Origin of the sequence: Rhizobium sp. GCM10022189 (assembly GCF_042656325.1) — a bacterium.
Classification (GTDB): domain Bacteria; phylum Pseudomonadota; class Alphaproteobacteria; order Rhizobiales; family Rhizobiaceae; genus Rhizobium.
The window spans coordinates 227,303-249,628 of sequence record NZ_JBHSOR010000046.1 but is presented as its reverse complement, the minus strand read 5'-3'; the positions used below and the strand labels follow the sequence as shown (position 1 = coordinate 249,628).

The following is a 22,326-nucleotide window of genomic DNA, read 5'->3' as shown; positions in this document are numbered from 1 at the left end:
GCTTTTCCACCAAGGAGATTTCCATGTCCCGTATTTCCATCCCCAGCAAAGACGACGCCCCGGAAGCCACCAGGCCGACGCTTGACGGCATCCAGAAGGCGCTGGGTTTCGTTCCGAACATCTTTCGTCTCGTCGCCAACAGCCCGGCCGCACTGGCGGCATTCACCGGCCTTCAGGGCGGGCTTTCGAGAACGCTCGATGTCAAGACGCGCGAGCGGATCGCCCTTGCCGTCGCGGAGGTGAACGGCTGCGACTACTGCCTCTCGGCCCACACCTATATCGGCCTCAACCTCGCAAAGATTAGCCCGGAAGAAATAGCGTTGAACCGCAAGGGCGCATCCGCCGATGCGAGGGCGAATGCCGCCGTCGGCTTTGCGGCCAGGGTTGCGCAGATGCGCGGTCACGTCTCCGATGCCGATATCGCCACCGTGCGTGCTGCCGGCTTTTCGGACGCTGAGATCGTGGAAATCGTCGCTCTGGTCGTCGAGAACACCTTCACCAATTATCTGAACGAGGTCGCCAGGACCGACATCGACTTCCCGGCGGTTGCGGCTGCCAGTGCGGCCTGACGGATGAGGAGCGGGGCTGGCGCTCCGCTCCCTCCAACCCTTGAGGAGACGGATCATGTCCTATGGATTTCTCGACATAGCCTCGACGCCCAGTGTGCGCGCCGCGCAGGCCGAAATGGGCGTTCAGGAATTCTGGACCAACCTGCCGAGCGACCGGAGCTTCGACCGGTTCACCGAAAACGAGCGCACCTTCATCGGCTCCCGCGACAGTTTCTACATGGCGACCGTTTCCGAAACCGGCTGGCCCTATGTCCAGCACAGGGGCGGCCCACAGGGTTTCCTGAAGGTGCTCGACGACCGCACGCTTGCCTTCGCGGACTATCGCGGCAATCGCCAGTACATCAGCACCGGCAATCTCGCCGCCAACGACAAGGTCTGCCTGTTGCTGATGGACTATCCCCGCCGCGCCCGGCTGAAGATCTATGCCCATGCCGAAAAGCTCTCGCTCGACGCCGACCCGAAGCTAGCGGAGCTGCTCGCCACGTCTTCCTATCGCGCAAAGCCGGAGCGCCTCTTCCGCCTGCGCCTCGAGGCCTTCGACTGGAACTGCCCGCAGCACATTACCCCACGCTATACCGAGGCCGAGATTGCTACGGCCGTTGAGCCGCTGCGCCAGCGTCTGGCAGAACTGGAGGCGGAGAATGCGGCTTTGCGGGCCAAGGTTGCTTCGGCCGGGAACGCAAAATGAGCTAAAGGACCTCCGACGCTGGCTTGTTCAATGCAGCGCCGGAGTTCTTGGTGGACCAGGAACTGGTTTGAGATGGTGGATTGACCATTCATGGCAACGGCTGGCGGGATGGTTTCTGTCAGCCCGCCGCCCCTGAGGTCGGCCCGCGCAGCGTGTCTGCGGCGGTAAGATAAGAAGCGCGAAGACAGGCTCCGGGCGGCCCCTACTTCACATAGAGCGAGCGCGAGCGCTCCAGATGCTTGAGCACCGCCGCCTCGGCGCCGTCGGCGTCGTTGGCGGCAAGGCGCTCCAGGATCTCTTCATGTTCGGCCAGCGTGTATTTCTCCTTGCCGGTCCAGATCAGCATTTCCGTGTGATATTCCTTCAGCCATGCCAGCATGGCTTCGCTGACGGCCACGTAGATCGGATTGCCGGAAATCTGTGCGATACGGGTGTGGAACCGCATGTCGGCGGAAATGAACTCCTCGGCGCGCCCGAGCGAGGCACGCTGCTCGTCGATGATGTCGCGCAGCGCATCGACATCGGCCGGCTTTGCCCGCTGGGCCGCCTCGCGCGCCATGCCGCGCTCGAAGAAGATACGGGCGCTCTTCAGGTGCTCCAGCGAATCCGCCGATTGCGACAGCATGATCTTCGCTGTCAGGTCGACCTGCCGAAAGATCGACTGGGCGGTCAGCTTCAACACCTTCGCCCGCTCGCCGTGCGAGATGCTGACAAGCCCCTTGTTGGCGAGGGATTGCATCGCCTCGCGGATGGCGGGGCGGCCGACGCCGAAGCGTTCCATCAGAACGCGCTCGGAGGGCATCTCGTCGCCCGGTTGCAACTCTCCTGAGGTGATCAGCCGTTCCAGCCGGTCAAAAACCTCATCGGACAGTTTTCGACGGACAATGGGCTCGATGGCTGAGGTCATGGCGTCTCGCTGGCTCAAATCTTCTCTCCCCCTTAGCATTTTCACCGACCGACGACAAAGCGCGCCACGCGAAATTCACATCTGTTGAAAATTTCCATTGCAGAAAATGGAATACTCATTATACCAGATTACAAGTTGACGCCATGCCTTCTTGACGTGGCGAGAGGAGCAACCGGCAATTTCATGATGATAGTCCTGACCTACCGCATCGAGACGCCAGGCAGCGTCGAAGCGATGGCGCACAAGATCGCTTCCGATCAATCGACCGGCACCTTCGTTCCGGTTCCGGGCGAGACCGAAGAATTGAAATCGCGTGTGGCCGCGCGCGTGCTTGCCGTCCGTCCGCTGAAAGACGCCAGCCATCCCTCCTGGCCGGAGGCGGCGGACGGCGTGCGCCTGCAGCGCGCCGATGTGGATATCGCCTTCCCGCTCGATGCGATCGGAACGGATCTTTCGGCCCTGATGACGATCGCGATCGGCGGGACCTTTTCGATCAAGGGGATGACGGGCCTGCGCGTCGTCGACATGAAGCTTCCCGAAGCCTTCAGGAATGCCCATCCCGGCCCCCAGTTCGGCATTCCCGGCAGCCGGCGCCTGACCGGCGTCGAGGGACGGCCGATCATCGGCACGATCGTCAAGCCGGCGCTCGGCCTGCGGCCGCACGAGACGGCCGAGCTCGTCGGCGAACTGATCGAATCCGGCGTCGACTTCATCAAGGATGACGAGAAGCTGATGAGCCCCGCCTATTCGCCGCTGAAGGAGCGTGTGGCGGCCATCATGCCCCGCATCCTCGATCACGAGCAGAAGACCGGCAAGAAGGTCATGTATGCCTTTGGCATTTCACATGCCGATCCCGACGAGATGATGCGCAACCACGATCTCGTACTCGAAGCGGGCGGCAACTGCGCCGTCGTCAACATCAATTCGATCGGCTTCGGCGGAATGAGTTTCCTGCGCAAGCGCTCCGGCCTCGTGTTGCATGCGCATCGCAACGGCTGGGACGTGCTGACGCGCCACCCCGGCATCGGACTCGACTTCAAGGTCTATCAGCAGCTCTGGCGGCTGCTCGGCGTCGACCAGTTCCAGATCAACGGCATCCGCGTGAAATATTGGGAGCCGGACGAGAGTTTCGTCGCCTCCTTCAAGGCGGTCAGCACGCCGCTCTTCAGCCCCTCCGACTGCCCGCTTCCCGTTGCCGGTTCCGGCCAGTGGGGCGGGCAGGCGCCGGAAACCTACCAGCGCACCGGCCGCACGACCGATCTTCTCTATCTCTGCGGCGGCGGCATCGTCAGCCATCCGCACGGACCGGCCGCCGGGGTGCGCGCCGTGCAGCAGGCCTGGCAGGCGGCAGTCGCCGGCATTGCGCTCGACGAATATGCAAAAGATCATCCCGAGCTTGCCGCATCGATCGCCAAGTTCGGCGACGGCAAGGCGGCGTGACGATGCGAGACCTGCTCGTCAGCTACTACGGCGACGATTTCACCGGCTCCACCGACGTGATGGAAGCGCTCGCCAGCAACGGCATTGCGACCGTGCTCTTTCTCGGCATTCCCGATCAGGCCCTGCTCGACCGCTTCGGGGATTGCCGTGCCGTCGGCCTTGCCGGAACGAGCCGCAGCGAGAGCCCGGCCTGGATGCAGGAAAACCTGACCCCGGCTTTCCGATGGTTGAAGGATCTGCAGGCGGGCATCTGCCACTACAAGGTCTGCTCCACCTTCGATTCCGCGCCCGAGGTGGGCAATATCGGCAAGGCGATCGAGATCGGCAAAGAGATCTTTGGCCAGCCGCTGGTACCCGTCATCGTCGGCGCACCGCAGCTCAAGCGCTACACGGCCTTCGGCAATCTCTTCGCCGCCTATCAGGGGCGTGTCTTTCGCATCGACCGGCATCCGGTCATGAGCCGTCATCCCGTCACGCCGATGCATGAGGCCGATCTTGCCCTGCATCTCGGCAGGCAGACCGACCTTGCCGTTTCGCTCGCCGACCTGACGATGCTTGCTGCACCCGATGCCGATGCCATGATCGACCGGCTCATAGACGAGGGTTCGGGCATCCTGCTGCTCGATGTCGCCTCCGCCGAGAGCCAGTCCGCCGCCGGCCGGCAGCTGCAGCGCATCACGGCAGCCAGGGGTGCTTTCGTGGCCGGCTCCTCCGGCATCGAATATGCGCTCCTCGATGCCTGGCGCGAAAAGGGCATGACCGGTCCGGGTGTCGAGTTCCAGCCGCCGGGCAAGGTGGACCGGCTCGCCGTCGTTTCCGGCAGCGTTTCGCCGACGACGGAGCGGCAGATCCGCACGGCGATTGCCGACGGCTTTCACGACGTCCCGCTCGATCCCCTGGCGCTGGTCGGCACCAATGCCCAGGCGGCACTGGACGTCGCGGTCGCCGCCGGCCTTGCCGCCCTGAAGGCCGGCCGAAGCGTCATCCTGCACACCGCGCTTGGCCCTTCCGCCGATCGCGGCACCGACATCGACCAGCTGCCGGGCGCCCGTCACCGGCTCGGTCGCGCGCTCGGAACCATCCTGCGCCGTCTCGTCGAAACCGAAGGCCTTTCGCGCGCCGTCATCGCCGGCGGGGACACATCGAGCCATGCGCTGAAGGAGTTGCGCGTCGATGCGCTGACGACCCTGCTGCCGCTGCCGCAAACCCCCGGTTCGCCGCTCTGCACGGCCCACGGCGGCTACGCGCCCACCGACGGGCTGCAGATTGCGCTGAAGGGCGGCCAGGTCGGGGCGGACGGCTATTTCTCGCAGATCCGGGATGGGAGGAAGGACTGATGGCCAATCAGGGCGACTTCCATCCACTGCCGATAATGGAATGGTGATTGACTCATCATACCAGTTAAGATACCAATCCAGCATACGAAGGTGAGGAAATATGACTGCAATTGCCCTCTTTGGCGCCGGCGGAAAAATGGGATACCGGCTGGCCAAGAATCTCAAAGGTTCCCGTTTTGACGTTCGCCATGTCGAGGTCAGCGATGTCGGCAAGGCGCGCCTGAAGAACGATCTCGGCATCGACTGCACGCCGGCCGATGCTGCGCTCGACGGCGCCGAGGTCGTGATCCTGGCCGTGCCGGATACGGCGATCGGCAAGGTTGCCGCCGGCATCGCCGACAAGCTGAAGCCCGGCACGATGGTCGTGGCGCTCGATGCCGCCGCCCCCTTTGCCGGCCACCTGCCGGAGCGCGCCGACCTCACCTATTTCGTGACCCACCCGTGCCATCCGCCGATCTTCAACGACGAGACGGACATGCAGGCCAAGAAAGACCATTTCGGCGGCCTGTTTGCCAAGCAGCACATCGTCTCCGCCCTGATGCAAGGCCCGGAAAGCGCTTATGCCCTCGGCGAAGAGATCGCCAAGGTCATCTGGGCGCCGGTCATGCGCTCGCACCGCGTCACCGTCGAGCAGATGGCGATGCTGGAACCCGGCCTTTCGGAAACCGTCTGCGCCTCTCTGCTCGTCATCATGCGTCAGGCAATGGACGAGTGCATCGCCCGCGGCGTGCCGGCGGAAGCGGCCCGCGACTTCCTGCTCGGCCACATGAACGTGCTCGGCGCCGTCATCTTCAAGGAAGTCGACGGCGTGTTCTCGGATGCCTGCAACAAGGCGATCGAGTTCGGCATCCCTGCCCTGATGCGCGACGACTGGAAGAAGGTCTTCGAACCTCAGGAGATCGCCGACAGTATCCGGCGCATCACCTGACACGACCGCGGCAGGGCTCGCCCTGCCGCCCTGCCGGCCCGGAGGGGACAAGCGGGCCGGTCTTTGATTTCGCATGAGTATCAGCCGAACCGGCCTTGGTTCGGCCATGCGTCAAACCTGGGAGGAGAACCATGAAAATTACGCGTAGACTGACCCTTGCCGCCTTCGCCGGCGCCCTGTCGCTCGGCGTTGCGATGCCGGCCTTTTCGGCTGACCTGATCGCCATCATCACGCCGGCCCACGACAACCCCTTCTTCAAGGCGGAAGCCGTCGGCGCCGAGGCCAAGGCCAAGGAACTCGGCTATGAAGCCCTCGTCATGACCCATGACGACGATGCCAACAAGCAGTCGGAAATGATCGATACCGCCATCGGCCGCGGCGCCAAGGCGATCATCCTCGACAATGCCGGCGCCGACGCTTCGGTTGCCGCCGTCAAGAAGGCCAAGGATGCCGGCATCCCGTCCTTCCTGATCGACCGCGAAATCAACGCGACCGGCGTCGCCGTCGCCCAGATCGTATCGAACAATTACCAGGGCGCCCAGCTCGGCGCGCAGGAATTCGTCAAGCTGATGGGCGAGAAGGGCAATTATGTCGAGCTCGTCGGCAAGGAGTCGGACACCAATGCCGGCATCCGCTCGCAGGGCTATCATGACGTCATCGACGACTATCCGGACCTGAAATTGGTCGCCAAGCAGTCGGCCAACTGGAGCCAGACGGAAGCCTATTCGAAGATGGAAACCATCCTGCAGGCCAATCCCGATATCAAGGGCGTAATCTCCGGCAACGACACGATGGCCATGGGCGCGATCGCCGCGCTTCAGGCCGCCGGCCGCAAGGACGTGATCGTCGTCGGCTTCGACGGTTCCAACGACGTGCGCGACTCCATCAAGTCGGGCGGCATCAAGGCCACCGTGCTGCAGCCGGCCTATGCGCAGGCCCAGATGGCTGTCGAACAGGCTGATGCCTACATCAAGAACAAGACGGCACCGAAGGAAGAAAAGCAGCTCATGGACTGCGTTCTCATCAATGCCGACAATGCGGGCAAGCTCGAGACCTTTGCTCTGGCAAAGTAAGGCGGACCGACTGCTGCAGGGAGCGCGGGAGACCACGCTCCCTGTGGCCTATTCTCATGGATTTCGAGGTTGACAGCATGTTGAGGATCAGGGGCGCCCTGATTGCCGCTCTCGTAGCGGCGGCTTTGCCCGGCTGCAAGATCATCAAGACACCGACTGCGGAAGAAAAGGCCGCGGCCGCAGCCAGGAGCGCTTTCGACCCGAATGCCAAGGTCGAGGCGATATGGCAGCCGCAGGTGGTTCCCTATTACGAAAAGCGGGCCGGCGAGCTGAAGGATGTCACAGCCCTCGCCGCATCGAGCCCCGATCAGGCGGGGGAGAAATACGGCAACCCGCACAAGCAGGCGAGTTCGCCCTGGACCTATGCGGTGAAATTCACCGGCAAGGTCGTCGCGGCCGATACGGCCTCGCGCGCCGCAACGCTCGATGTCGATGCCGACGGCGACGGCAAGGCCGACGCGAAAGTGCAGATCGGCCCGGCCATCCGCGGCACGGCGTTGCGCGACACATTGGATTTCGTCAATTTCAACGAATTCAAGAACCAGATCGAATGGGCGCAGTTCGGCAAGTCCTTCAACGAAAAGGCCAATAGCGCCTTCCTTTCGGCGATCCCGCGCGACGGGCTGGTCGGCAAGACGGTAAGTGTGACCGGCGCCTTCCCGCTGCCGTCAGGCGGCGACCTTCCGCTCGTGACCCCTTCGGCGCTGACGGTGGCACCATGACGACCAGCGAGGCTTCCAAGGACGATATCATCCTGCGCCTCGACGACGTGTCGAAGGTCTATTCCGGTATCGTGGCCGTCAAGCGCGCCAATCTCGAGCTGCGCCGGGGCGCCGTCAACGTGCTGGTCGGCGAAAACGGTGCCGGCAAATCGACCCTGATGAAGATCATCGCCGGCGTCGAGCGACCGACACTCGGGAACATCATTCTGGACGGCGAAACCGTTTCCTTCGCCAGCCCCGCGGATGCGCAGGCCCACGGCATCGGCATGATCTTCCAGGAACTCAACCTCTTCGCCAACATGTCTGTTGCCGAAAACATCTTTGCGACGCGCGAACTCACCCGCGGCGTGCTGGGCATCGACCACAGGGAACAGGTCCGCAAGGCCAACGAATTCCTGGCCCGCCTCGATGCCGGCATCGATGCCGAGACCATGGTCGAGGATCTGCCGATCGGCCAGCAGCAGCTTGTCGAGATCGCCAAGGCGATGTCGCTGAATGCGCGCATCCTCATCATGGACGAGCCGACTTCGGCGCTGTCTGCGGCGGAAGTCGAGATCCTCTTCAAGGTGATTGCGGAGCTGAAAGCGCAGGGTGTGGCGATCGTCTATATATCGCACCGCCTCGAAGAGCTGATGCGGATCGGCGACTACATCACCGTGCTGCGCGACGGGCAGATCACCGGCCAGGCAATGGTCAAGGATATCGACACGCGCTGGATCGTGCGCTCGATGATCGGCTCGGACGCCAAGGATTTCGCCAAATCCGTCGATCATGCCGTCGGCAGGGAAATGTTCCGTGCGGAGAACATCAGCCTGCCGCGCCCGACCGGCGGGCTGGCCGTCGACAATGTTTCGCTGTCCGTCAGGGCGGGCGAAATTCTCGGCATTTACGGATTGATGGGCGCCGGGCGCAGCGAGTTCTTCGAATGCGTGATCGGCCGCCATGCACACTCGACGGGCAAGATCTTCATCGACGGCAAGGAAGTGCGCGCCCGTGACACGACGCGGCGCATCCGCCGCGGCCTGGCACTCATTCCCGAGGACCGGCAGCGCGAGGGCCTGGTGCAGGTTCTCTCCATCGCCTCCAACCTCACGCTTGCGAGCCTTGGCCGCTTCACGCGCCTGTTTCATATCAACGCCAAGGCCGAGAAGAACGCCATTGCCGAGGCGATCCGCGACCTTTCCATCAAGGCGCCGAACCCGGATTTCGAAGTGACCTCCATGTCCGGCGGCAACCAGCAGAAGGTGGTCATCGGCAAGGCGCTGATGACCAATCCGAAAGTTCTTCTGATGGACGAACCGAGCCGCGGCATCGATGTCGGCGCCAAGGCGGATGTCTTCCGCACCATGCGCCGGCTTGCCGCCAATGGCCTCGCCATCCTGTTTTCAACCTCCGACCTCGAAGAGGTCATGGCGCTTTCCGATCGCATCGCCGTGCTCAGCAACGGCCATCTCATCGCCGTCTTCGACCGCGCTGAGGCAACGGAAGAGGCCATTATCGCAGCCTCCGCCAAGGGGCACGAACATCAAGGGAAACTTGCGTCATGACGGCGGCTACCGCATCCACTTCCGCGCCGAAGGGCGCCAACGGCTCCTTCCTCCTGACGCTGATGAAACTTCGCACCTTCATCGCGCTCTTTGCCGTCATCATCTTCTTCTCGATCTTCGCGCCGAACTTCACCTCGACCGCCAACATGATCCTGATGTCGAAGCACGTCGCGCTCAACGCCTTCCTGGCGATGGGCATGACCTTCGTCATCATCACCGGCGGCATCGACCTCTCGGTCGGCTCGATCGTCGGCCTCTGCGGCATGGTCGCCGGCGGTCTCATCCTCTACGGCATCGAACTGCCGATCGGCTATACGGTCTATTTCAACCTGGTCGAGATCGTGCTGATCACGCTGTCGATCGGCCTCGTCATCGGCCTCATCAACGGCCTCTTGATCACCAAGCTCAATGTCGCGCCTTTCATCGCCACGCTCGGCACGCTCTATATCGCCCGCGGGCTGGCGCTGCTTTCCTCCGACGGCCAGACCTTTCCAAACCTTGTCGGCCGGCCGGAATATGCGACGACCGGCTTCGATGTCTTCGGTGCCGGCCGTATTCTCGGTCTGCCGGTATCGATCTGGATCCTGATCCTCCTGGCGCTGGTGGCCGCCTATGTGGCGCGCTCGACACCGATCGGCCGGCATATCTTTGCCGTCGGCGGCAACGAGCGCGCCGCCCGCATGTCCGGTATCCGCGTCGATCTGGTGAAGATCTTCGTCTATATGTTCTCAGGCCTTTGCGCGGCGATTGTCGGCATCGTCATCTCTTCGGAGCTGATGGCCGCGCATCCGGCAACCGGCGAAAGCTTCGAACTCAACGCGATCGCCGCGGCCGTTCTCGGCGGCACCTCGATGTCGGGCGGGCGCGGCACGATCGGCGGCACGATCATCGGCGCCTTCGTGATCGGCATCCTTTCCGACGGTCTTGTCATGATGGGGGTTTCCTCTTTCTGGCAGATGGTCATCAAGGGTCTGGTGATCATCATCGCGGTCGTTGTGGATCAGGCGCAGCGCCGCCTGCAGCAGCGCGTCACCCTCATGCAGATGGCAAAGGCAGGTTGAAATGGCTGATTTGAAAGGTGCCTTGATCGGTTGCGGCTTCTTTGCGATCAACCAGATGCACGCATGGAAGGACGTGGACGGTGCCGCGATCGTGGCGATCTGCGACCGTGACCCGGAACGCCTGAAGATCGTCGGCGAACAGTTCGGCATCGACAGGCGCTACACGGATGCTGCCGCCATGTTTGCCGATGGCGGCTTCGATTTCGTCGATATCGCCACCACGGTCCAGAGCCATCGGGCATTGGTGGAATTGGCCGCCGGCCACAAGGTCCCCGCCATCTGCCAGAAACCTTTTGCCCGGACGCTTGCCGATGCCAAGGCAATGGTGGAGGCCTGCCGGACAGCCGGTATCGCGCTGATGGTACACGAGAACTTCCGCTGGCAGACACCGATCCAGGCTGTCCGACGGCTGCTCGACGACAAGGCGATCGGCATACCCTTCTGGGGCCGTTTCTCCTTCCGCTCCGGCTATGACGTGTTTTCCGGCCAGCCCTATCTCGCCGAAGGCGAACGTTTCATCATCGAAGATCTCGGCATCCACACGCTCGATATCGCCCGCTTCATTCTCGGCGACGTGAAAACGCTGACGGCCCGCACCAGACGCGTCAATCCCAGGATCAAGGGCGAGGATGTCGCGACGATCCTGCTCGACCACGAAAGCGGCGCGACCTCCATCGTCGATGTCAGCTACGCGACGAAGCTCGGCAACGAGCCTTTCCCGGAAACGCTGATCGAGCTCGACGGCACGGACGGAACGATCCGCCTTTCGGCCGGCTACCGGCTGGAAGTCACCAACGCAGCCGGCACCATCGTCTCCGATGCCTCGCCGCAGCTGCTTTCCTGGGCATCGCGGCCCTGGCACAATATTCAGGAAAGCGTCTACGCGATCCAGAAACATTGGGTCGACCGGCTGAAGAACGGCGGCGAGCCGGCAACGTCGGGCGCCGACAACCTCAAGACCTTCGCCCTTGTCGAAGCCGCCTATGACAGCGCCGCATCCGGCAGGACGATCGATGTGGAGGCGATGCTGAAATGAGCACGGACGCCTTCGCCCTCTACGGCACGCATGAGGCCGAAGACCATCCGGTCCGCCTGACTGCCGGGCGGCTCTCGGCCGATCTCGCCAACGGCAACCTGCGCACGATCCGCTACGACGGCGTCGAGGTGCTGCGCGCCGTCTCCTACCTGGTGCGCGACCGCGACTGGGGCACCTATAGCCCTGCGATAAGGGACCTTTTCGTCGAGCAGGCGAAAGACGGCTTCTCCGTCCGTTACGTCGCCCGCTGCGAGGGACCTGACGGCTCCAGCCTTGCCGTTTCCGTGGGGATTGTCGCGACGGAGCATGAGCTGGCCTTCGAGGCGGCAGCGCTCTCGCCGGGCGGTTTCGAGACCAATCGCTGCGGCTTCTGCATCCTGCATCCGATCGTCGGTATTGCCGGAAGGCCGGCGAAGGTCGAACATGTCGATGGCCGCGTCGTGGAGACGCGTTTTCCCGACCGGATCGACCCCTGGCAGCCCTTCAAGGACATGCGCGCGATCACCCATCAGGTGGTCCCCGGCGTTTCGGCCGAATGCCGCATGGAAGGCGACACGTTCGAGATGGAAGACCAGCGCAACTGGTCGGACGCTTCCTACAAGACCTATGTGCGCCCGCTGGCGCTTCCCTGGCCCTACCGGATCGCGGCAAACGAACCGGTGCGGCAGAGGATCGTCCTGTCCCTCAAGGACACCAGAAGCGGACAGACGGTAACCGGTGGCCCGGCGGCGGGCAGTATCCGGCTCGAACCGGGTGAACAAGGCGGAACCATGCCGGCCATCGGCCTGATCGTCACGCCTGAAGAAGCCCGGGCCGTGCTTGCGGCCCGTGACCTGCTTTGCGAAATCGCGCCGCAGGAGCTGCTTTTCCACTTCGATCCGGATGCCGGCCACGGCACGCAGGCACTGAAGGATTTCGCTGCCGTCGCGGCCCTTCACCGCGGCGGCTCGACGCTGGAAATCGCCCTGTCCTGCAGGCAGGCGCCGGCCGCCGAAACGGCTGAAATCGCAAGGCAGATGCAGGCTGCCGGCTTGCGCCCGGACGCCATCCTGATCTCCCCTTCCGTCGATCGGCAATCGACGCCGCCCGGCAGCAAATGGCCGGAATGCCCGCCGCTCGAAGAGGTCTATGCCGCCGCCCACGAGGCTTTTGCCGGCATCCGCATCGGCGGCGGCATGCTGAGCTATTTCACCGAGCTCAACCGCAAGCGCGTGCCGGCCGACCGCCTCGGCTTCGTCAGCCACTGCACCAACCCGATCGTCCATGCCGCCGATGATCTGAGCGTCATGCAGACGCTGGAGGCGCTGCCCTTCATCACCGGCTCGGTGCGTGCCATCTACGGCGACAAACCCTACCGGATCGGCCCCTCGACCATTCCCATGCGGCAGAACCCCTACGGCAGCCGCACCATGGACAATCCCGCCGGCGGCCGCATTCCGATGGCAAACCGCGATCCGCGCCACAATGGCCGTTTCGCGGAGGCCTTCGCGCTGGGTTATGCGATCCGCGTGCTCGATGCCAACCTCGAATGCCTGACGCTTTCGGCGCTCACCGGCTCCTTCGGCCTCGTTGCCGGCAAGGGCGAGCCGGCCGCCGAAGGAAGCACCCGGCCAATCTTCAATACCGTCAAGCTATTGTCGGGTCTTGCCGGCTCGTCCTGGCTGAGCTGCATCTCGTCACATCCCGCGCGCCTGCTGGCCTTCCAGTCGGGCGCGAGGCTGCATATGGTCAATCTTACGGCAGACGAGCAACGCGTCGATATCGGCTTCGCAGCCACGTTGCGCGACAGCAGCGTGACACTGACGCCCTTCGAGACGGCGTCGATCGAACTCACCGCCTAGGGGGCTCGGGCACGTCCTGCAGGCCGTTGGGCAACAGCAGCCGCTTGAGCTTGAGCCGAAGTCAGACCGGATCCAGAACGCTCTCACCTGTGCCCGGTCCAATCTCAAGAGCGTGCTGTCGCTGGACGAGCTTGCCGAAGCCGCGCGCCTGATGCTGGAGGATGGCCGCCATACGGTTGAGACCGTCGCCCACGAGACGGGCTTCGTCGACCGCGAACGCATGCGCCGCGCATTCATTCGTGTCCTTGGCCAGCCGCCGCAGACGGTGCGTCGAGCGCTGAAGGAGACACGCCGGGAAATCCTCAAGGCCTCCTGAGCCGAAGGGACTTTTGGCCGAACGAAAATCCGTCAGGCTGCCGCCTCGACCATTCCCGAAGCCCGCTGGATCGCCTGCGGCGATTGGCCGAAGGCCCGCAAAAAGGCCTGCCGCATGCGCTCGCGGTCGCCGAAACCCGTTTCGCGCGCAATCACCTCGATCGGATGGCGGCTGGTTTCCATCATGAGCCGCGCCGCCTCCACACGCAGGCGTTCGATCGCCTTGGCCGGCGTCTGGCCCGTTTCCTCGCGGAAAACGCGGCTGAACTGCCGGGGGCTCAAACGGGCGGCTTCCGCAAGCGTTTCGATGGAACGTTCGTTCGCCAGGTTTTCCCTGGCAAAGGAAAGGGCCATCTGAACACGATCCGATTTCGGATCCATATCCAGAAGCACGGAAAACTGCGATTGGCCCCCGTCGCGGCGCTGATAGATCACCATTTTGCGCGCGATGGCGCGCGCTGTTTCCAAACCGAGATCCCTCTCGACGATGGCAAGCGCCAGATCGATGCCGGCGCTCATCCCGGCGGAGGTCCAGATCTGGCCATCGACGACGAAGATCCTGTCCTCATCGAGAGTGACGTTCGGATAGCTGTTTTCAAATGTGCGGACATGCGCCCAATGCGTGGTCGCACGCTTGCCCTCGAGCAGTCCTGCCGCAGCCAGCACGAAGGCACCGGTGCAGACCGAGGCGATACGCCTGGACCGTTCCGGCGCGCGCTTCAGAAACTCGATCAGGGTCTGGGAGGGAAGACGGCAATCATTGTCTCCGGTGACGATCAACGTGTCGAACCCGCCGTCGCCGAGCGGCTCGGTATTGACCGAGAAGCCCTCCGAGGTGCGCACCGGACCGCCATGCTCGGACACGATCGTCAGCTCATAGGCCTTTTCCTTGCTGTTGAGATTGGCGTATTCGAAGACAGTGGTGACGGCGAGGCCAAGTGATTGAAAATTCGGGTAAACGATCAATCCGACAGTGTGCATGTCAGCTCCGGAAGCGGCGGCTAGAAACGTTGCTTACGATGAAAATAAGCCATCGCGGGGGCTGGTTTCAAGAACCGAGCCGCATGTCCGAAATCCTTGCATCTATGTCATTGAGGATACGAATTTTCGAGATCAGTATCCGGGACATCGCCGACGAGGTGTCGGCAGAGAACCAGGAGAAAGCCCCATGACATCAACGCAGTTCAAGGGCACGGCCCTCATCACGGGCGCATCGAGCGGCATCGGCGCAGTCTACGCCGACCGTCTCGCAAAGCGCGGATACGACCTGATCATCGTTGCCCGCAACGCACAGCGCCTCGACACGCTTGCCGAGAGGCTGGGCAAGGAAACCGGCCGGACGATTACGACCGTCGCAGCCGATCTCGCCAACAAGGCCGAGCTTGCCAGGATCGAACATATCCTTCGCAAGGACGCCACGATCACCGTGCTCGTCAACAATGCCGGCGTCGGCTCGGTCGCATCCGTTCTGCAGGACAATGTCGATGAAATGGAAGCGATGATCGAACTGAACATCACGGCGCTGACGCGCCTGACCTATGCGGCCGCGCCGGGCTTCGTGGCGCGCGGTGCCGGAACCATCATCAACATCAGCTCCGCCGTCGGCATTGCCGTCGAAGCCCTGAACGGCGTCTACAGCGCTTCCAAATCCTATGTCCTCAGCTTCGGCCATGCCCTGCAGCGCGACCTGGCAGACAAGGGCGTCAGGGTGCAAACCGTCCTTCCGGCCGCGACCGCCACCGATTTCTGGGATGTTGCCGGCTACGCGGCACAGAAGGCCAAGCCCACGACCATGTCGGCCGAAGATCTGGTCGATGCCGCACTCAGCGGTCTCGACCAGGGCGAACTGGTGACGATCCCGCCGCTGCATGACGGCGATCAGTGGCTTCGCTGGGAAGCCGACCGCCGCGCCTTCGCGCCGAATTTCGGCAATTCAAAGCCGGCACCGCGCTACGCGATCTGAAACGACCATCCGGACAAAGGGAAGAAGACAATGAATCTCCTCACCATCGGTGCGGCGGCTGTCGCCATGGTCGCTGCAATTGCATCCCCGAGCCTCGCTTCGGCCCAATCTCGCGGCAAGGTTCTCGTCGTGATGTCGAGCGCGCATGAACTCGATCTTCGCGACGGCAAGACATACGAGACCGGCTACTACCTCAACGAATTCGTGGTTCCCTATCGCAAGCTTGTCGATGCCGGCTACGAACCGGTCATCGCCAATCCGAAGGGCGATCTGCCCGTCATGGACAATAATTCCAACAATAAGATGTTCTTCGGCGGCGACGATGCGGCGCGCGCCGCAGCACTGGACTACGCAAAGACCATCGAACAGCTCAAGCATCCCAAGACGCTCGAGCAGGTGGTGAAGGAAGGAACCAGCGATTACGTCGGTCTCTTCATCCCGGGCGGCCACGCGCCGATGGCCGACCTCCTGAAGGACCGGAACCTTGGAAAGATCCTTTGAGCTTCCATGACACGGCCCGGCCGACCGGCATCATCTGTCACGGCCCGATCGTCCTTCTGTCGGCGCTGCCGGATCCGCAGGCTTTCGTTGCATCGATGATCGCAAATGACGGCAAGGCAAATTCGCTTGCTGCCGGCTGGCCCTATGCCGGATATCGCGCGACGATTTTCTCGACCGGCGAAGAACAGGCCTTGGAAGGCCCTGCCGGTCTCGGCGGCAATGTCCAGTTTTACCCCGTCAACGCCCTTGCCGAGGCGGGCGCGCATGTCGATACGGTGGCCAACTGGCGCAGCAATGTCATTGTCGACCGGGAGCTGATCACCGCTCAGCAGCCGATGTCGGCTCCGCAATTCGGCGATGTGTTCGTCGCCAGGCTGAATGAGAAGAAGTAACGCCATCCGCCTCTCGGACGACAGGGACCGCCGGCTATTTGGCCGGCGGTTTCATTTTGCATCCGCTTTTTCGCCTGCAGGCAAATTCTGAGCAGGATCGCCATGGTTAGCTCATCATACCAGTTGACATGTAAATGATCATACTGCAAGAAGGGCGCCAGCTTACAAGAGGAGGACGTAATGCTGACGCTTTCTGCAAAATTGAAGTCTTCATGCATGGCCGCCATCGCTGTCGCGGCTGTTGCGGTCACGCCCGTCAAGGCCGAGGACATCACGCTCTGGACGCTGAACTTCGACAACAATGCCGCCAATGTGGCGCTGAAGAAGGTTGCGAGCGACTTCGAAGCGGCAAATCCCGGAACGCATATCGAGATCGTCCAGCGCGCCGTCGACGAGCACAAGACGGCGCTGCGTGTGGCGGCCGGCTCCAACCGCGGCCCCGATATCTATTTCAGCTGGGCAGGCCTTGGCCTCGGCGGCGAATATGTGAAGGCGGGCCTGTCACTGCCACTCGACAAGTATTACACCGAATACAAGTGGAACGACGAGCTGCTTCCCTCGGCAGCCGCCTTTGCCGATCTCTATCCGGGCGGCAAGCACGGCACGCCTTTCACCTTCAAGGGCGAGGCCGTCTACTACAACAAGAAGCTCTTCCAGCAGGCCGGCATCACCGAGGAGCCGAAGACCTATGAGGATCTTCTGGCGGCGGCCGACAAACTCAAGGCAGCCGGCATCCCGGCCTTCACCTTCGGCGGCACCGTCAACTGGCACGTCATGCGCCTGATGGACGTCATTCTCGAAACCAAGTGCGGCGCCGAAAAGCACGACCAGCTGAAGCTGATGAAGCTCGACTGGACGAAGGAACCCTGCGCCACCGACAGTTTCGCCGAATTCGCCAAGTGGACGAAGGACTATACGCTGCAGCCCTTCATGGGCATCGACAACAAGCAGTCCTATAGCTTGTTCACCGCCGGCCGTGCGGCAATGATGCTCGAAGGCGACTGGTTGGTCGGCCAGCTCTCCGGCAGCGGCGCCAATCTCGACGATTACGGGATCTTCCCCTTCCCGACCAATACCAACCGGCTCTACGGTTTCGCCGAGTACAATTACATCAGCACCAAGACCAAGAACCCGGACATGGCTGCGAAGTTCATCGACTATTTCCTGTCGACGAAGGTGCAGCAGGATCTCGTCGGCCAGATCAGCTCGATCTCGGTCAACAAGAACGTCCAGTACACCAACCAGAAGCCCCTGGAAGCCGAGTGGCTGGATATCTTCAAGACCTACGACAAGATCTACATGAACGGTGACCAGGCCTTCCCGCTTGACGTGACGACGGAATATTTCCGCGTCATCAACGATGTCGCCTCCGGCAGCATCGAGCCGGCCGAGGCCGCCAAGCAGATGCAGGCCTTCATCGCCGGCAGAACCTGACCCCTCCCGAGACGCCGGCTGGCCGACACCCGTGTCGGTCGGCCGGCGCCGCATCCGCAAGACCGGCAGGGGATACCCTGCCCCCGGAGGTGAGAATGTCCTTGCGCCAAACAACGCATGATCCGCGCGTGCAGGCCTTCATGCTGCTCGTGCCCGCGCTCGCAATCTACGCGATCTTCGCGCTCTACCCGATGGTCAACGTCGTCGTTTTGAGCTTCCAGAAATGGAACGGGCTCGACCCGCAGCGGCCCTTTGTCGGCTTTGCCAACTATCAGGCGATCTTCACGCGCGATCCGGTCTTCTGGGTCGCCTTCAAGAACACCGTGATCTGGACGCTGATGAGCCTCGTCTTCCCGCCGCTCGTCGGGCTTCTGCTGGCGCTCAGCCTCAACCAGAAGATCTTCGGCCGCAATGGGCTCAGAGCAATCTTCTACCTGCCGGTCATCATCGCGCCGATTGCCGTCGCCACCATGTGGAAGTGGATGTACGATCCCTTCTTCGGCCTGTTCAGCCAGATGCTCACCTCCTGGGGCATGCAGACCTGGATCAAGGACTGGCTCGGCAACAAGGACATCGCGCTCTATTCCGTCTTCGTCGCCTATCTCTGGCAGACCGTCGGTTTCTCGATGGTCCTGTTCCTCGCCGGCCTTCAGAACGTGTCGCAGACGCTGGTCGAGGCGGCCCGCATCGACGGTGCCGGCCGCTGGGCCGTCTTCAAGCACGTCACCCTGCCGGCGCTGCGCCCGACCATCACCATCGTGCTCGTCCTGTCGATCATTTCGTCGCTGAAAGCCTTCGATATCGTCTACGGCCTGACCGGCGGCGGCCCTGCCCAGTCGACGCAGATGCTGGCGCTCTGGGCCTTCACGCAGGCCATGCAGATCTTCGATTTCGGCCGCGGCGCCGCCATCTCGGTCGTGCTGCTCCTGATCACCATGGCGATCGTCATCCCCTATCTGCGCTGGACGCAAAAGCATGAGGAGGTCGAATCGTGACAGTTCTCGGCGCTCAAGCCAACGATATCGACATCGATACGAAGCCCCTTCGCCTGAAGCGCGATCCCATCCTCATCGGCCTGTGGATCGCCCTTATCCTCGTGGCGCTCATCTGGGTGGCACCCTTCGTCTTCATCGTCTTCACGTCGCTGAAGACGCCGGCGGCCGTGACCAGCACCGGCGCCTTCATGCCGCCGACCGAATTGGCCTTCCAGAACTATGCCGACGCCTGGAGCCGGGGCAATTTCGCCAGCTCCTTCTTCAACAGCGTCATCATCACCGTCATCAAGGTGCCGCTCGGCCTGGCGCTGTCGGCGATGGCGGCCTACGCGATCGCCAAGATCAAGCTCAGGATCGGCAAGGCGCTGCTCCTGCTCGTCGTCTTCGGCACGATGATCCCCTTCCAGGTGATGCTGGCTCCCCTCTTCACGCTGGTGAATTCCTTCGGGCTCATCGATACCTATCCCGGCGTCATCCTGCCCTATATCGCCTTCGGCGTTCCCTACCAGGTCTTCATCCTGCACGGTTTCTTCAAAGGCATTCCGAAGGAGCTTTCGGAAGCGGCGCTGATCGACGGCGCCACCCATTTCACCATTTTCCGGCGCATCTTCCTGCCCGTCTGCCTGCCGGTTCTCGCCGCGCTGCTGATCCTCGACTTCGTTTCCACCTGGAACGAATTCGCCATGGCGCTCGTCCTCCTGCAGGACCAGCACATGTGGACCCTGCCGCTCGGCCTCATGTCGTTCCAGGGGCAGTTTTCCAGCAATTACGGGCAGCTCAACGCCGCGATCGTGATGACCGTGCTTCCGGCGACGATCGTCTACCTGATGTTTCAGCGCTACTTCGTGTCCGGACTGACCTCCGGCGCCGTGAAGGGCTGACCCGCGCAATTCATTCTACGAGGAGAGACATATGTCCGATGCAGCAGTCGAAAAATGGGGCGTGTTCGAAGCGGCCTTTGCCGGCCCCGCCGAGGGCAATCCCTATCTCGACGTGGCATTCGATGCCGTGTTCGCGCACAAGAGCCGCGAGGTCCGCGTGCCGGGCTTTTACGACGGCAACGGCACCTACCGCATCCGCTTCATGCCTGACGTCGAGGGCGAATGGTCCTTCAGGACGCGCTCGAAGACAGCCGCGCTCGACGGCAAGACGGGTTCGTTCGTGGCAACAGCGCCGTCCGCCGGCAATCACGGCCCGGTGCGGGTGCGCAACAAGTTCCATTTCGGTTATGCCGACGGCACGCCCTTCTTCTCCTTCGGCACGACCTGCTACGCCTGGACGCACCAGCCGCTGGAGATGCAGCGGCAGACGCTGGAGACCCTGAAGAAGACGCGTTTCAACAAGATCCGCATGGGCGTCTTCCCGAAGGACTATCCCTATAATACCAACGAACCGCTGCACGCCTGTTTCGAAACGGGAGCCGATGGCAAGCCCGATTTCGACCGGCCGAACCCGGCTCTCTTCCAGCATTTCGACCGGCAGGTGGCCGCCCTTTGCGCGCTCGGCATCGAGGCCGACATCATCATCTTCCACCCCTATGACCGCTGGGGCTATGCCGATATGTCGGCCGAGCAGGATTTCCGCTATGTCGCCTATCTGGCGGCGCGGCTTTCGGCCTACCGGAACATCTGGTGGTCGCTTGCCAACGAATACGATTTCCTGATCGACACCAAGCCGATGGAGCAATGGGACCGCTATTTCCACATTCTGGAGGAAAACGATCCCTACCAGCACCTGCGCTCGATCCACAACGGCGACGTGACCGCGAATTTCGACCATCGCAAGCCCTGGGTGACACATACCTGCATCCAGAACCCCGACGTCAAGCGCACGCAGGAATGGCGCAACGCCTATGGCAAGCCCGTCGTCAACGACGAGCCGGAATATGAAGGCGATATCCTGCAGTCCTGGGGCAACCTGTCTGCCCGGGAACTGGTGCACCGCTACTGGATCACCGTGGCGCGCGGCGGTTATGCCGGCCATGGCGAAACCTATTCGCATCCCGAGGACCTGATCTGGTGGGCCAAGGGCGGCGAGTTGCGCGGCGAGGCCTGGAAACGCATCGGCTTCCTGCGCGACCTGCTCGAAGCCGATGTCAGGCACGGACTGGAGCCGATCGGCATCCTTGGCGAGTGGCCCTGGTCGCGCGTCTCGGGCGCGCGGGACGGCGACGGCGATTTCCGGCTGATCTATCTCGGCGAGCACCAGCCGGTGATCTGGTCGTCCGGCCTGCCGCTCGACGACGACAATTACGATGTCGATATCATCGATACCTGGGAGATGACGATCACCCCGGCCGAAAAGGTCGCCGCACCCGTCCCGCATCCCACCCGCCACGGCGCCATCGTGCGCGGCGGCAAGCCCGACGCGGCTTTCGGCGTCAAACTGCCGCGCAAGCCGCACCAGGCGCTGCGCGTGCGCAGAAAGCGCTAGGAAGAAGGAGCCCCCATGTCCGGCCTGAGCATCCAGAACGTCAAGAAATCCTTCGGCGCAGTCGATATCATCCACGGCATCGATGTCGATATTGCCGATGGCGAATTCGTCATCCTCGTCGGCCCGTCCGGCTGCGGCAAATCCACGCTGTTGCGCATGATCGCCGGCCTTGAAGATATCAGCGCCGGCAAGATCAGCATCGACGGGCGCGTCGTCAACAATCTGCAGCCGAAGGACCGCAACATTGCGATGGTCTTCCAGAACTACGCGCTCTATCCGCAGATGACGGTCGCCCAGAACATGGGCTTTGCGCTGGAGCTTGCCGGCGCCAAGCGGCCGGAAATCGACAGGAAGGTGGCGGAGGCCGCCGCCATCCTCGGCCTGCAGCCGCTTCTGGAACGCAAGCCGGCGCAGCTTTCCGGCGGCCAGCGCCAGCGCGTCGCCATGGGCCGCGCCATCGTTCGCGATCCGAAGGTCTTCCTCTTCGACGAGCCGCTGTCGAACCTCGACGCCAAGCTGCGCGTCAAGATGCGGGCGGAGATCAAGGCGCTGCACCAGCGCCTGAAGACGACGATCGTCTATGTCACGCATGACCAGATCGAGGCCATGACCATGGCTGACAAGATCGTCGTGCTGCAGGGCGGACGGGTCGAGCAGATCGGCAGCCCGCTCGAACTCTACGACCGGCCGCGCAACATCTTCGTCGCCGGCTTCCTCGGCTCGCCGGCGATGAATTTCCTCGAGGGCACGCTTGAGGCGGGCAGCGGGCCGAGCCTCGCTCTGGCCGGCGGCGCCCGCGTCAAGCTCTCGCAGGCGCCGGGAAATTCCGCCGGCAGGCCGCTGACACTGGGCATCCGCCCCGAGGATATATCGCTCGGCGGCGACGAGGGTGTCGATGCCGTCGTGAAGGTGATCGAGCCGACCGGCTCGGAAACCCATGTCGCCGTCGAAATCGAGGGCAAGGAACTGACCTGGGTCGTGCGCGAACGCGTCAACCTTGCACCCGAGCAGCGCGTCAAACTCTCCTTCGCGACCCCGAAAGTGCATTTCTTCGACCGGCAGACACAGAACCGGCTCGACGCTTGAGGCTGCATGCAGACCGATCTATGAGCCGGGCGGCCTGACACCGCCCGGCTCTTTTCAC

The 22,326-nt window shown here is 62.8% G+C and carries 21 protein-coding genes and 1 pseudogene; 20 read left to right on the top strand and 2 right to left on the bottom strand.

Annotated elements, in window-relative coordinates; genetic code table 11:
* The first annotated feature begins 23 nt into the window (after positions 1-23).
* On the top strand, positions 24-569 hold the full coding sequence (locus ACFPWW_RS19355) for a carboxymuconolactone decarboxylase family protein (protein WP_377312978.1): 546 nt from the start codon (positions 24-26) through the stop codon (positions 567-569).
* Between the two features lie 55 nt (positions 570-624).
* A complete protein-coding gene (locus tag ACFPWW_RS19350; RefSeq protein WP_377312977.1) occupies positions 625-1,257 on the top strand; it encodes a pyridoxamine 5'-phosphate oxidase family protein in 633 nt (210 codons plus the stop codon).
* A 202-nt stretch (positions 1,258-1,459) separates the two neighbouring features.
* Here the strand turns inward: ACFPWW_RS19350 and ACFPWW_RS19345 are convergent, their stop codons facing one another.
* Positions 1,460-2,164 carry a transcriptional regulator NanR gene (locus ACFPWW_RS19345; RefSeq protein ID WP_377312976.1) on the bottom strand — a complete coding sequence of 235 codons (705 nt, stop codon included), beginning with the start codon at positions 2,162-2,164 and terminating at the stop codon, positions 1,460-1,462.
* 183 nt (positions 2,165-2,347) lie between these two features.
* On the opposite strand from ACFPWW_RS19345, the gene oiaX reads away from it, so the two are divergent.
* From oiaX to ACFPWW_RS19295, 10 genes and pseudogenes are all read left to right on the top strand, one after another.
* Positions 2,348-3,604, top strand: coding sequence for a 3-oxo-isoapionate-4-phosphate decarboxylase OiaX (gene oiaX, locus ACFPWW_RS19340; protein WP_377312975.1), 1,257 nt, complete (start codon positions 2,348-2,350; stop codon positions 3,602-3,604).
* 2 nt (positions 3,605-3,606) lie between these two features.
* The gene (locus ACFPWW_RS19335) at positions 3,607-4,941 is read left to right on the top strand and encodes a four-carbon acid sugar kinase family protein (protein WP_112702996.1); all 1,335 of its coding nucleotides are present in this window, start codon (positions 3,607-3,609) and stop codon (positions 4,939-4,941) included.
* Between the two features lie 100 nt (positions 4,942-5,041).
* The gene (locus tag ACFPWW_RS19330) at positions 5,042-5,869 is read left to right on the top strand and encodes a phosphogluconate dehydrogenase C-terminal domain-containing protein (RefSeq protein ID WP_112571295.1); all 828 of its coding nucleotides are present in this window, start codon (positions 5,042-5,044) and stop codon (positions 5,867-5,869) included.
* A 131-nt stretch (positions 5,870-6,000) separates the two neighbouring features.
* Entirely contained in the window at positions 6,001-6,942 is a 942-nt protein-coding gene (locus ACFPWW_RS19325) for a D-ribose ABC transporter substrate-binding protein (protein WP_112571297.1), read from the top strand.
* Between the two features lie 77 nt (positions 6,943-7,019).
* Positions 7,020-7,664, top strand: coding sequence for a DUF2291 family protein (locus tag ACFPWW_RS19320; RefSeq protein ID WP_112756465.1), 645 nt, complete (start codon positions 7,020-7,022; stop codon positions 7,662-7,664).
* On the top strand, positions 7,661-9,211 hold the full coding sequence (locus tag ACFPWW_RS19315) for a sugar ABC transporter ATP-binding protein (protein WP_113499878.1): 1,551 nt from the start codon (positions 7,661-7,663) through the stop codon (positions 9,209-9,211). The genes ACFPWW_RS19320 and ACFPWW_RS19315 overlap by 4 nt, the downstream gene beginning before the upstream one ends.
* Entirely contained in the window at positions 9,208-10,272 is a 1,065-nt protein-coding gene (locus tag ACFPWW_RS19310) for an ABC transporter permease (RefSeq protein WP_377312974.1), read from the top strand. The genes ACFPWW_RS19315 and ACFPWW_RS19310 overlap by 4 nt, the downstream gene beginning before the upstream one ends.
* A gap of 1 nt (position 10,273) precedes the next feature.
* Positions 10,274-11,308, top strand: a complete 1,035-nt coding sequence (locus ACFPWW_RS19305) for a Gfo/Idh/MocA family protein (RefSeq protein ID WP_377312973.1) — start codon at positions 10,274-10,276, stop codon at positions 11,306-11,308.
* Positions 11,305-13,149, top strand: a complete 1,845-nt coding sequence (locus ACFPWW_RS19300) for a hypothetical protein (RefSeq protein ID WP_377312972.1) — start codon at positions 11,305-11,307, stop codon at positions 13,147-13,149. Before ACFPWW_RS19305 ends, ACFPWW_RS19300 begins: the two co-directional genes overlap by 4 nt.
* A 19-nt stretch (positions 13,150-13,168) precedes the next feature.
* Positions 13,169-13,465, top strand: a pseudogene (locus tag ACFPWW_RS19295) (helix-turn-helix domain-containing protein); the annotation flags it as partial.
* Positions 13,466-13,497: 32 nt separating this feature from the next.
* Here ACFPWW_RS19295 and ACFPWW_RS19290 read toward each other — a convergent pair.
* A complete protein-coding gene (locus tag ACFPWW_RS19290; RefSeq protein ID WP_377312971.1) occupies positions 13,498-14,445 on the bottom strand; it encodes a GlxA family transcriptional regulator in 948 nt (315 codons plus the stop codon).
* A gap of 187 nt (positions 14,446-14,632) precedes the next feature.
* Between ACFPWW_RS19290 and ACFPWW_RS19285 the strand changes: the two genes are divergently transcribed.
* The 8 genes from ACFPWW_RS19285 (at position 14,633) to ACFPWW_RS19250 (ending at position 22,268) form a co-directional block, all read left to right on the top strand.
* On the top strand, positions 14,633-15,427 hold the full coding sequence (locus ACFPWW_RS19285) for an SDR family NAD(P)-dependent oxidoreductase (protein WP_113412757.1): 795 nt from the start codon (positions 14,633-14,635) through the stop codon (positions 15,425-15,427).
* 30 nt (positions 15,428-15,457) lie between these two features.
* Positions 15,458-15,928 carry a hypothetical protein gene (locus ACFPWW_RS19280; RefSeq protein ID WP_377312970.1) on the top strand — a complete coding sequence of 157 codons (471 nt, stop codon included), beginning with the start codon at positions 15,458-15,460 and terminating at the stop codon, positions 15,926-15,928.
* Positions 15,925-16,320 carry a hypothetical protein gene (locus ACFPWW_RS19275; RefSeq protein WP_377312969.1) on the top strand — a complete coding sequence of 132 codons (396 nt, stop codon included), beginning with the start codon at positions 15,925-15,927 and terminating at the stop codon, positions 16,318-16,320. The genes ACFPWW_RS19280 and ACFPWW_RS19275 overlap by 4 nt, the downstream gene beginning before the upstream one ends.
* 180 nt (positions 16,321-16,500) lie before the next feature.
* Positions 16,501-17,754: an extracellular solute-binding protein gene (locus tag ACFPWW_RS19270; protein ID WP_112702987.1), complete on the top strand. Its 1,254-nt coding sequence runs from the start codon at positions 16,501-16,503 to the stop codon at positions 17,752-17,754.
* A gap of 95 nt (positions 17,755-17,849) precedes the next feature.
* Entirely contained in the window at positions 17,850-18,749 is a 900-nt protein-coding gene (locus ACFPWW_RS19265) for a carbohydrate ABC transporter permease (RefSeq protein ID WP_112571316.1), read from the top strand.
* Positions 18,746-19,630: a carbohydrate ABC transporter permease gene (locus tag ACFPWW_RS19260; protein ID WP_112702986.1), complete on the top strand. Its 885-nt coding sequence runs from the start codon at positions 18,746-18,748 to the stop codon at positions 19,628-19,630. Before ACFPWW_RS19265 ends, ACFPWW_RS19260 begins: the two co-directional genes overlap by 4 nt.
* Positions 19,631-19,661: 31 nt before the next feature.
* Positions 19,662-21,182, top strand: coding sequence for a DUF5060 domain-containing protein (locus ACFPWW_RS19255; RefSeq protein WP_377312968.1), 1,521 nt, complete (start codon positions 19,662-19,664; stop codon positions 21,180-21,182).
* A gap of 15 nt (positions 21,183-21,197) precedes the next feature.
* Positions 21,198-22,268: an ABC transporter ATP-binding protein gene (locus ACFPWW_RS19250; protein ID WP_377312967.1), complete on the top strand. Its 1,071-nt coding sequence runs from the start codon at positions 21,198-21,200 to the stop codon at positions 22,266-22,268.
* The last annotated feature ends 58 nt before the right edge of the window (positions 22,269-22,326 follow it).

What these genes read in the sequence shown, in the direction of transcription:
- ACFPWW_RS19355 (WP_377312978.1), top strand. Translation starts at nt 24, where the DNA reads ATGTCCCGTATTTCCATCCCCAGCAAAGACGACGCCCCGGAAGCCACC.
- ACFPWW_RS19350 (WP_377312977.1), top strand. Translation starts at nt 625, where the DNA reads ATGTCCTATGGATTTCTCGACATAGCCTCGACGCCCAGTGTGCGCGCC.
- ACFPWW_RS19345 (WP_377312976.1), bottom strand. Translation starts at nt 2,164, where the DNA reads ATGACCTCAGCCATCGAGCCCATTGTCCGTCGAAAACTGTCCGATGAG.
- oiaX (WP_377312975.1), top strand. Translation starts at nt 2,348, where the DNA reads ATGATGATAGTCCTGACCTACCGCATCGAGACGCCAGGCAGCGTCGAA.
- ACFPWW_RS19335 (WP_112702996.1), top strand. Translation starts at nt 3,607, where the DNA reads ATGCGAGACCTGCTCGTCAGCTACTACGGCGACGATTTCACCGGCTCC.
- ACFPWW_RS19330 (WP_112571295.1), top strand. Translation starts at nt 5,042, where the DNA reads ATGACTGCAATTGCCCTCTTTGGCGCCGGCGGAAAAATGGGATACCGG.
- ACFPWW_RS19325 (WP_112571297.1), top strand. Translation starts at nt 6,001, where the DNA reads ATGAAAATTACGCGTAGACTGACCCTTGCCGCCTTCGCCGGCGCCCTG.
- ACFPWW_RS19320 (WP_112756465.1), top strand. Translation starts at nt 7,020, where the DNA reads ATGTTGAGGATCAGGGGCGCCCTGATTGCCGCTCTCGTAGCGGCGGCT.
- ACFPWW_RS19315 (WP_113499878.1), top strand. Translation starts at nt 7,661, where the DNA reads ATGACGACCAGCGAGGCTTCCAAGGACGATATCATCCTGCGCCTCGAC.
- ACFPWW_RS19310 (WP_377312974.1), top strand. Translation starts at nt 9,208, where the DNA reads ATGACGGCGGCTACCGCATCCACTTCCGCGCCGAAGGGCGCCAACGGC.
- ACFPWW_RS19305 (WP_377312973.1), top strand. Translation starts at nt 10,274, where the DNA reads ATGGCTGATTTGAAAGGTGCCTTGATCGGTTGCGGCTTCTTTGCGATC.
- ACFPWW_RS19300 (WP_377312972.1), top strand. Translation starts at nt 11,305, where the DNA reads ATGAGCACGGACGCCTTCGCCCTCTACGGCACGCATGAGGCCGAAGAC.
- ACFPWW_RS19290 (WP_377312971.1), bottom strand. Translation starts at nt 14,445, where the DNA reads ATGCACACTGTCGGATTGATCGTTTACCCGAATTTTCAATCACTTGGC.
- ACFPWW_RS19285 (WP_113412757.1), top strand. Translation starts at nt 14,633, where the DNA reads ATGACATCAACGCAGTTCAAGGGCACGGCCCTCATCACGGGCGCATCG.
- ACFPWW_RS19280 (WP_377312970.1), top strand. Translation starts at nt 15,458, where the DNA reads ATGAATCTCCTCACCATCGGTGCGGCGGCTGTCGCCATGGTCGCTGCA.
- ACFPWW_RS19270 (WP_112702987.1), top strand. Translation starts at nt 16,501, where the DNA reads ATGCTGACGCTTTCTGCAAAATTGAAGTCTTCATGCATGGCCGCCATC.
- ACFPWW_RS19265 (WP_112571316.1), top strand. Translation starts at nt 17,850, where the DNA reads ATGTCCTTGCGCCAAACAACGCATGATCCGCGCGTGCAGGCCTTCATG.
- ACFPWW_RS19255 (WP_377312968.1), top strand. Translation starts at nt 19,662, where the DNA reads ATGTCCGATGCAGCAGTCGAAAAATGGGGCGTGTTCGAAGCGGCCTTT.
- ACFPWW_RS19250 (WP_377312967.1), top strand. Translation starts at nt 21,198, where the DNA reads ATGTCCGGCCTGAGCATCCAGAACGTCAAGAAATCCTTCGGCGCAGTC.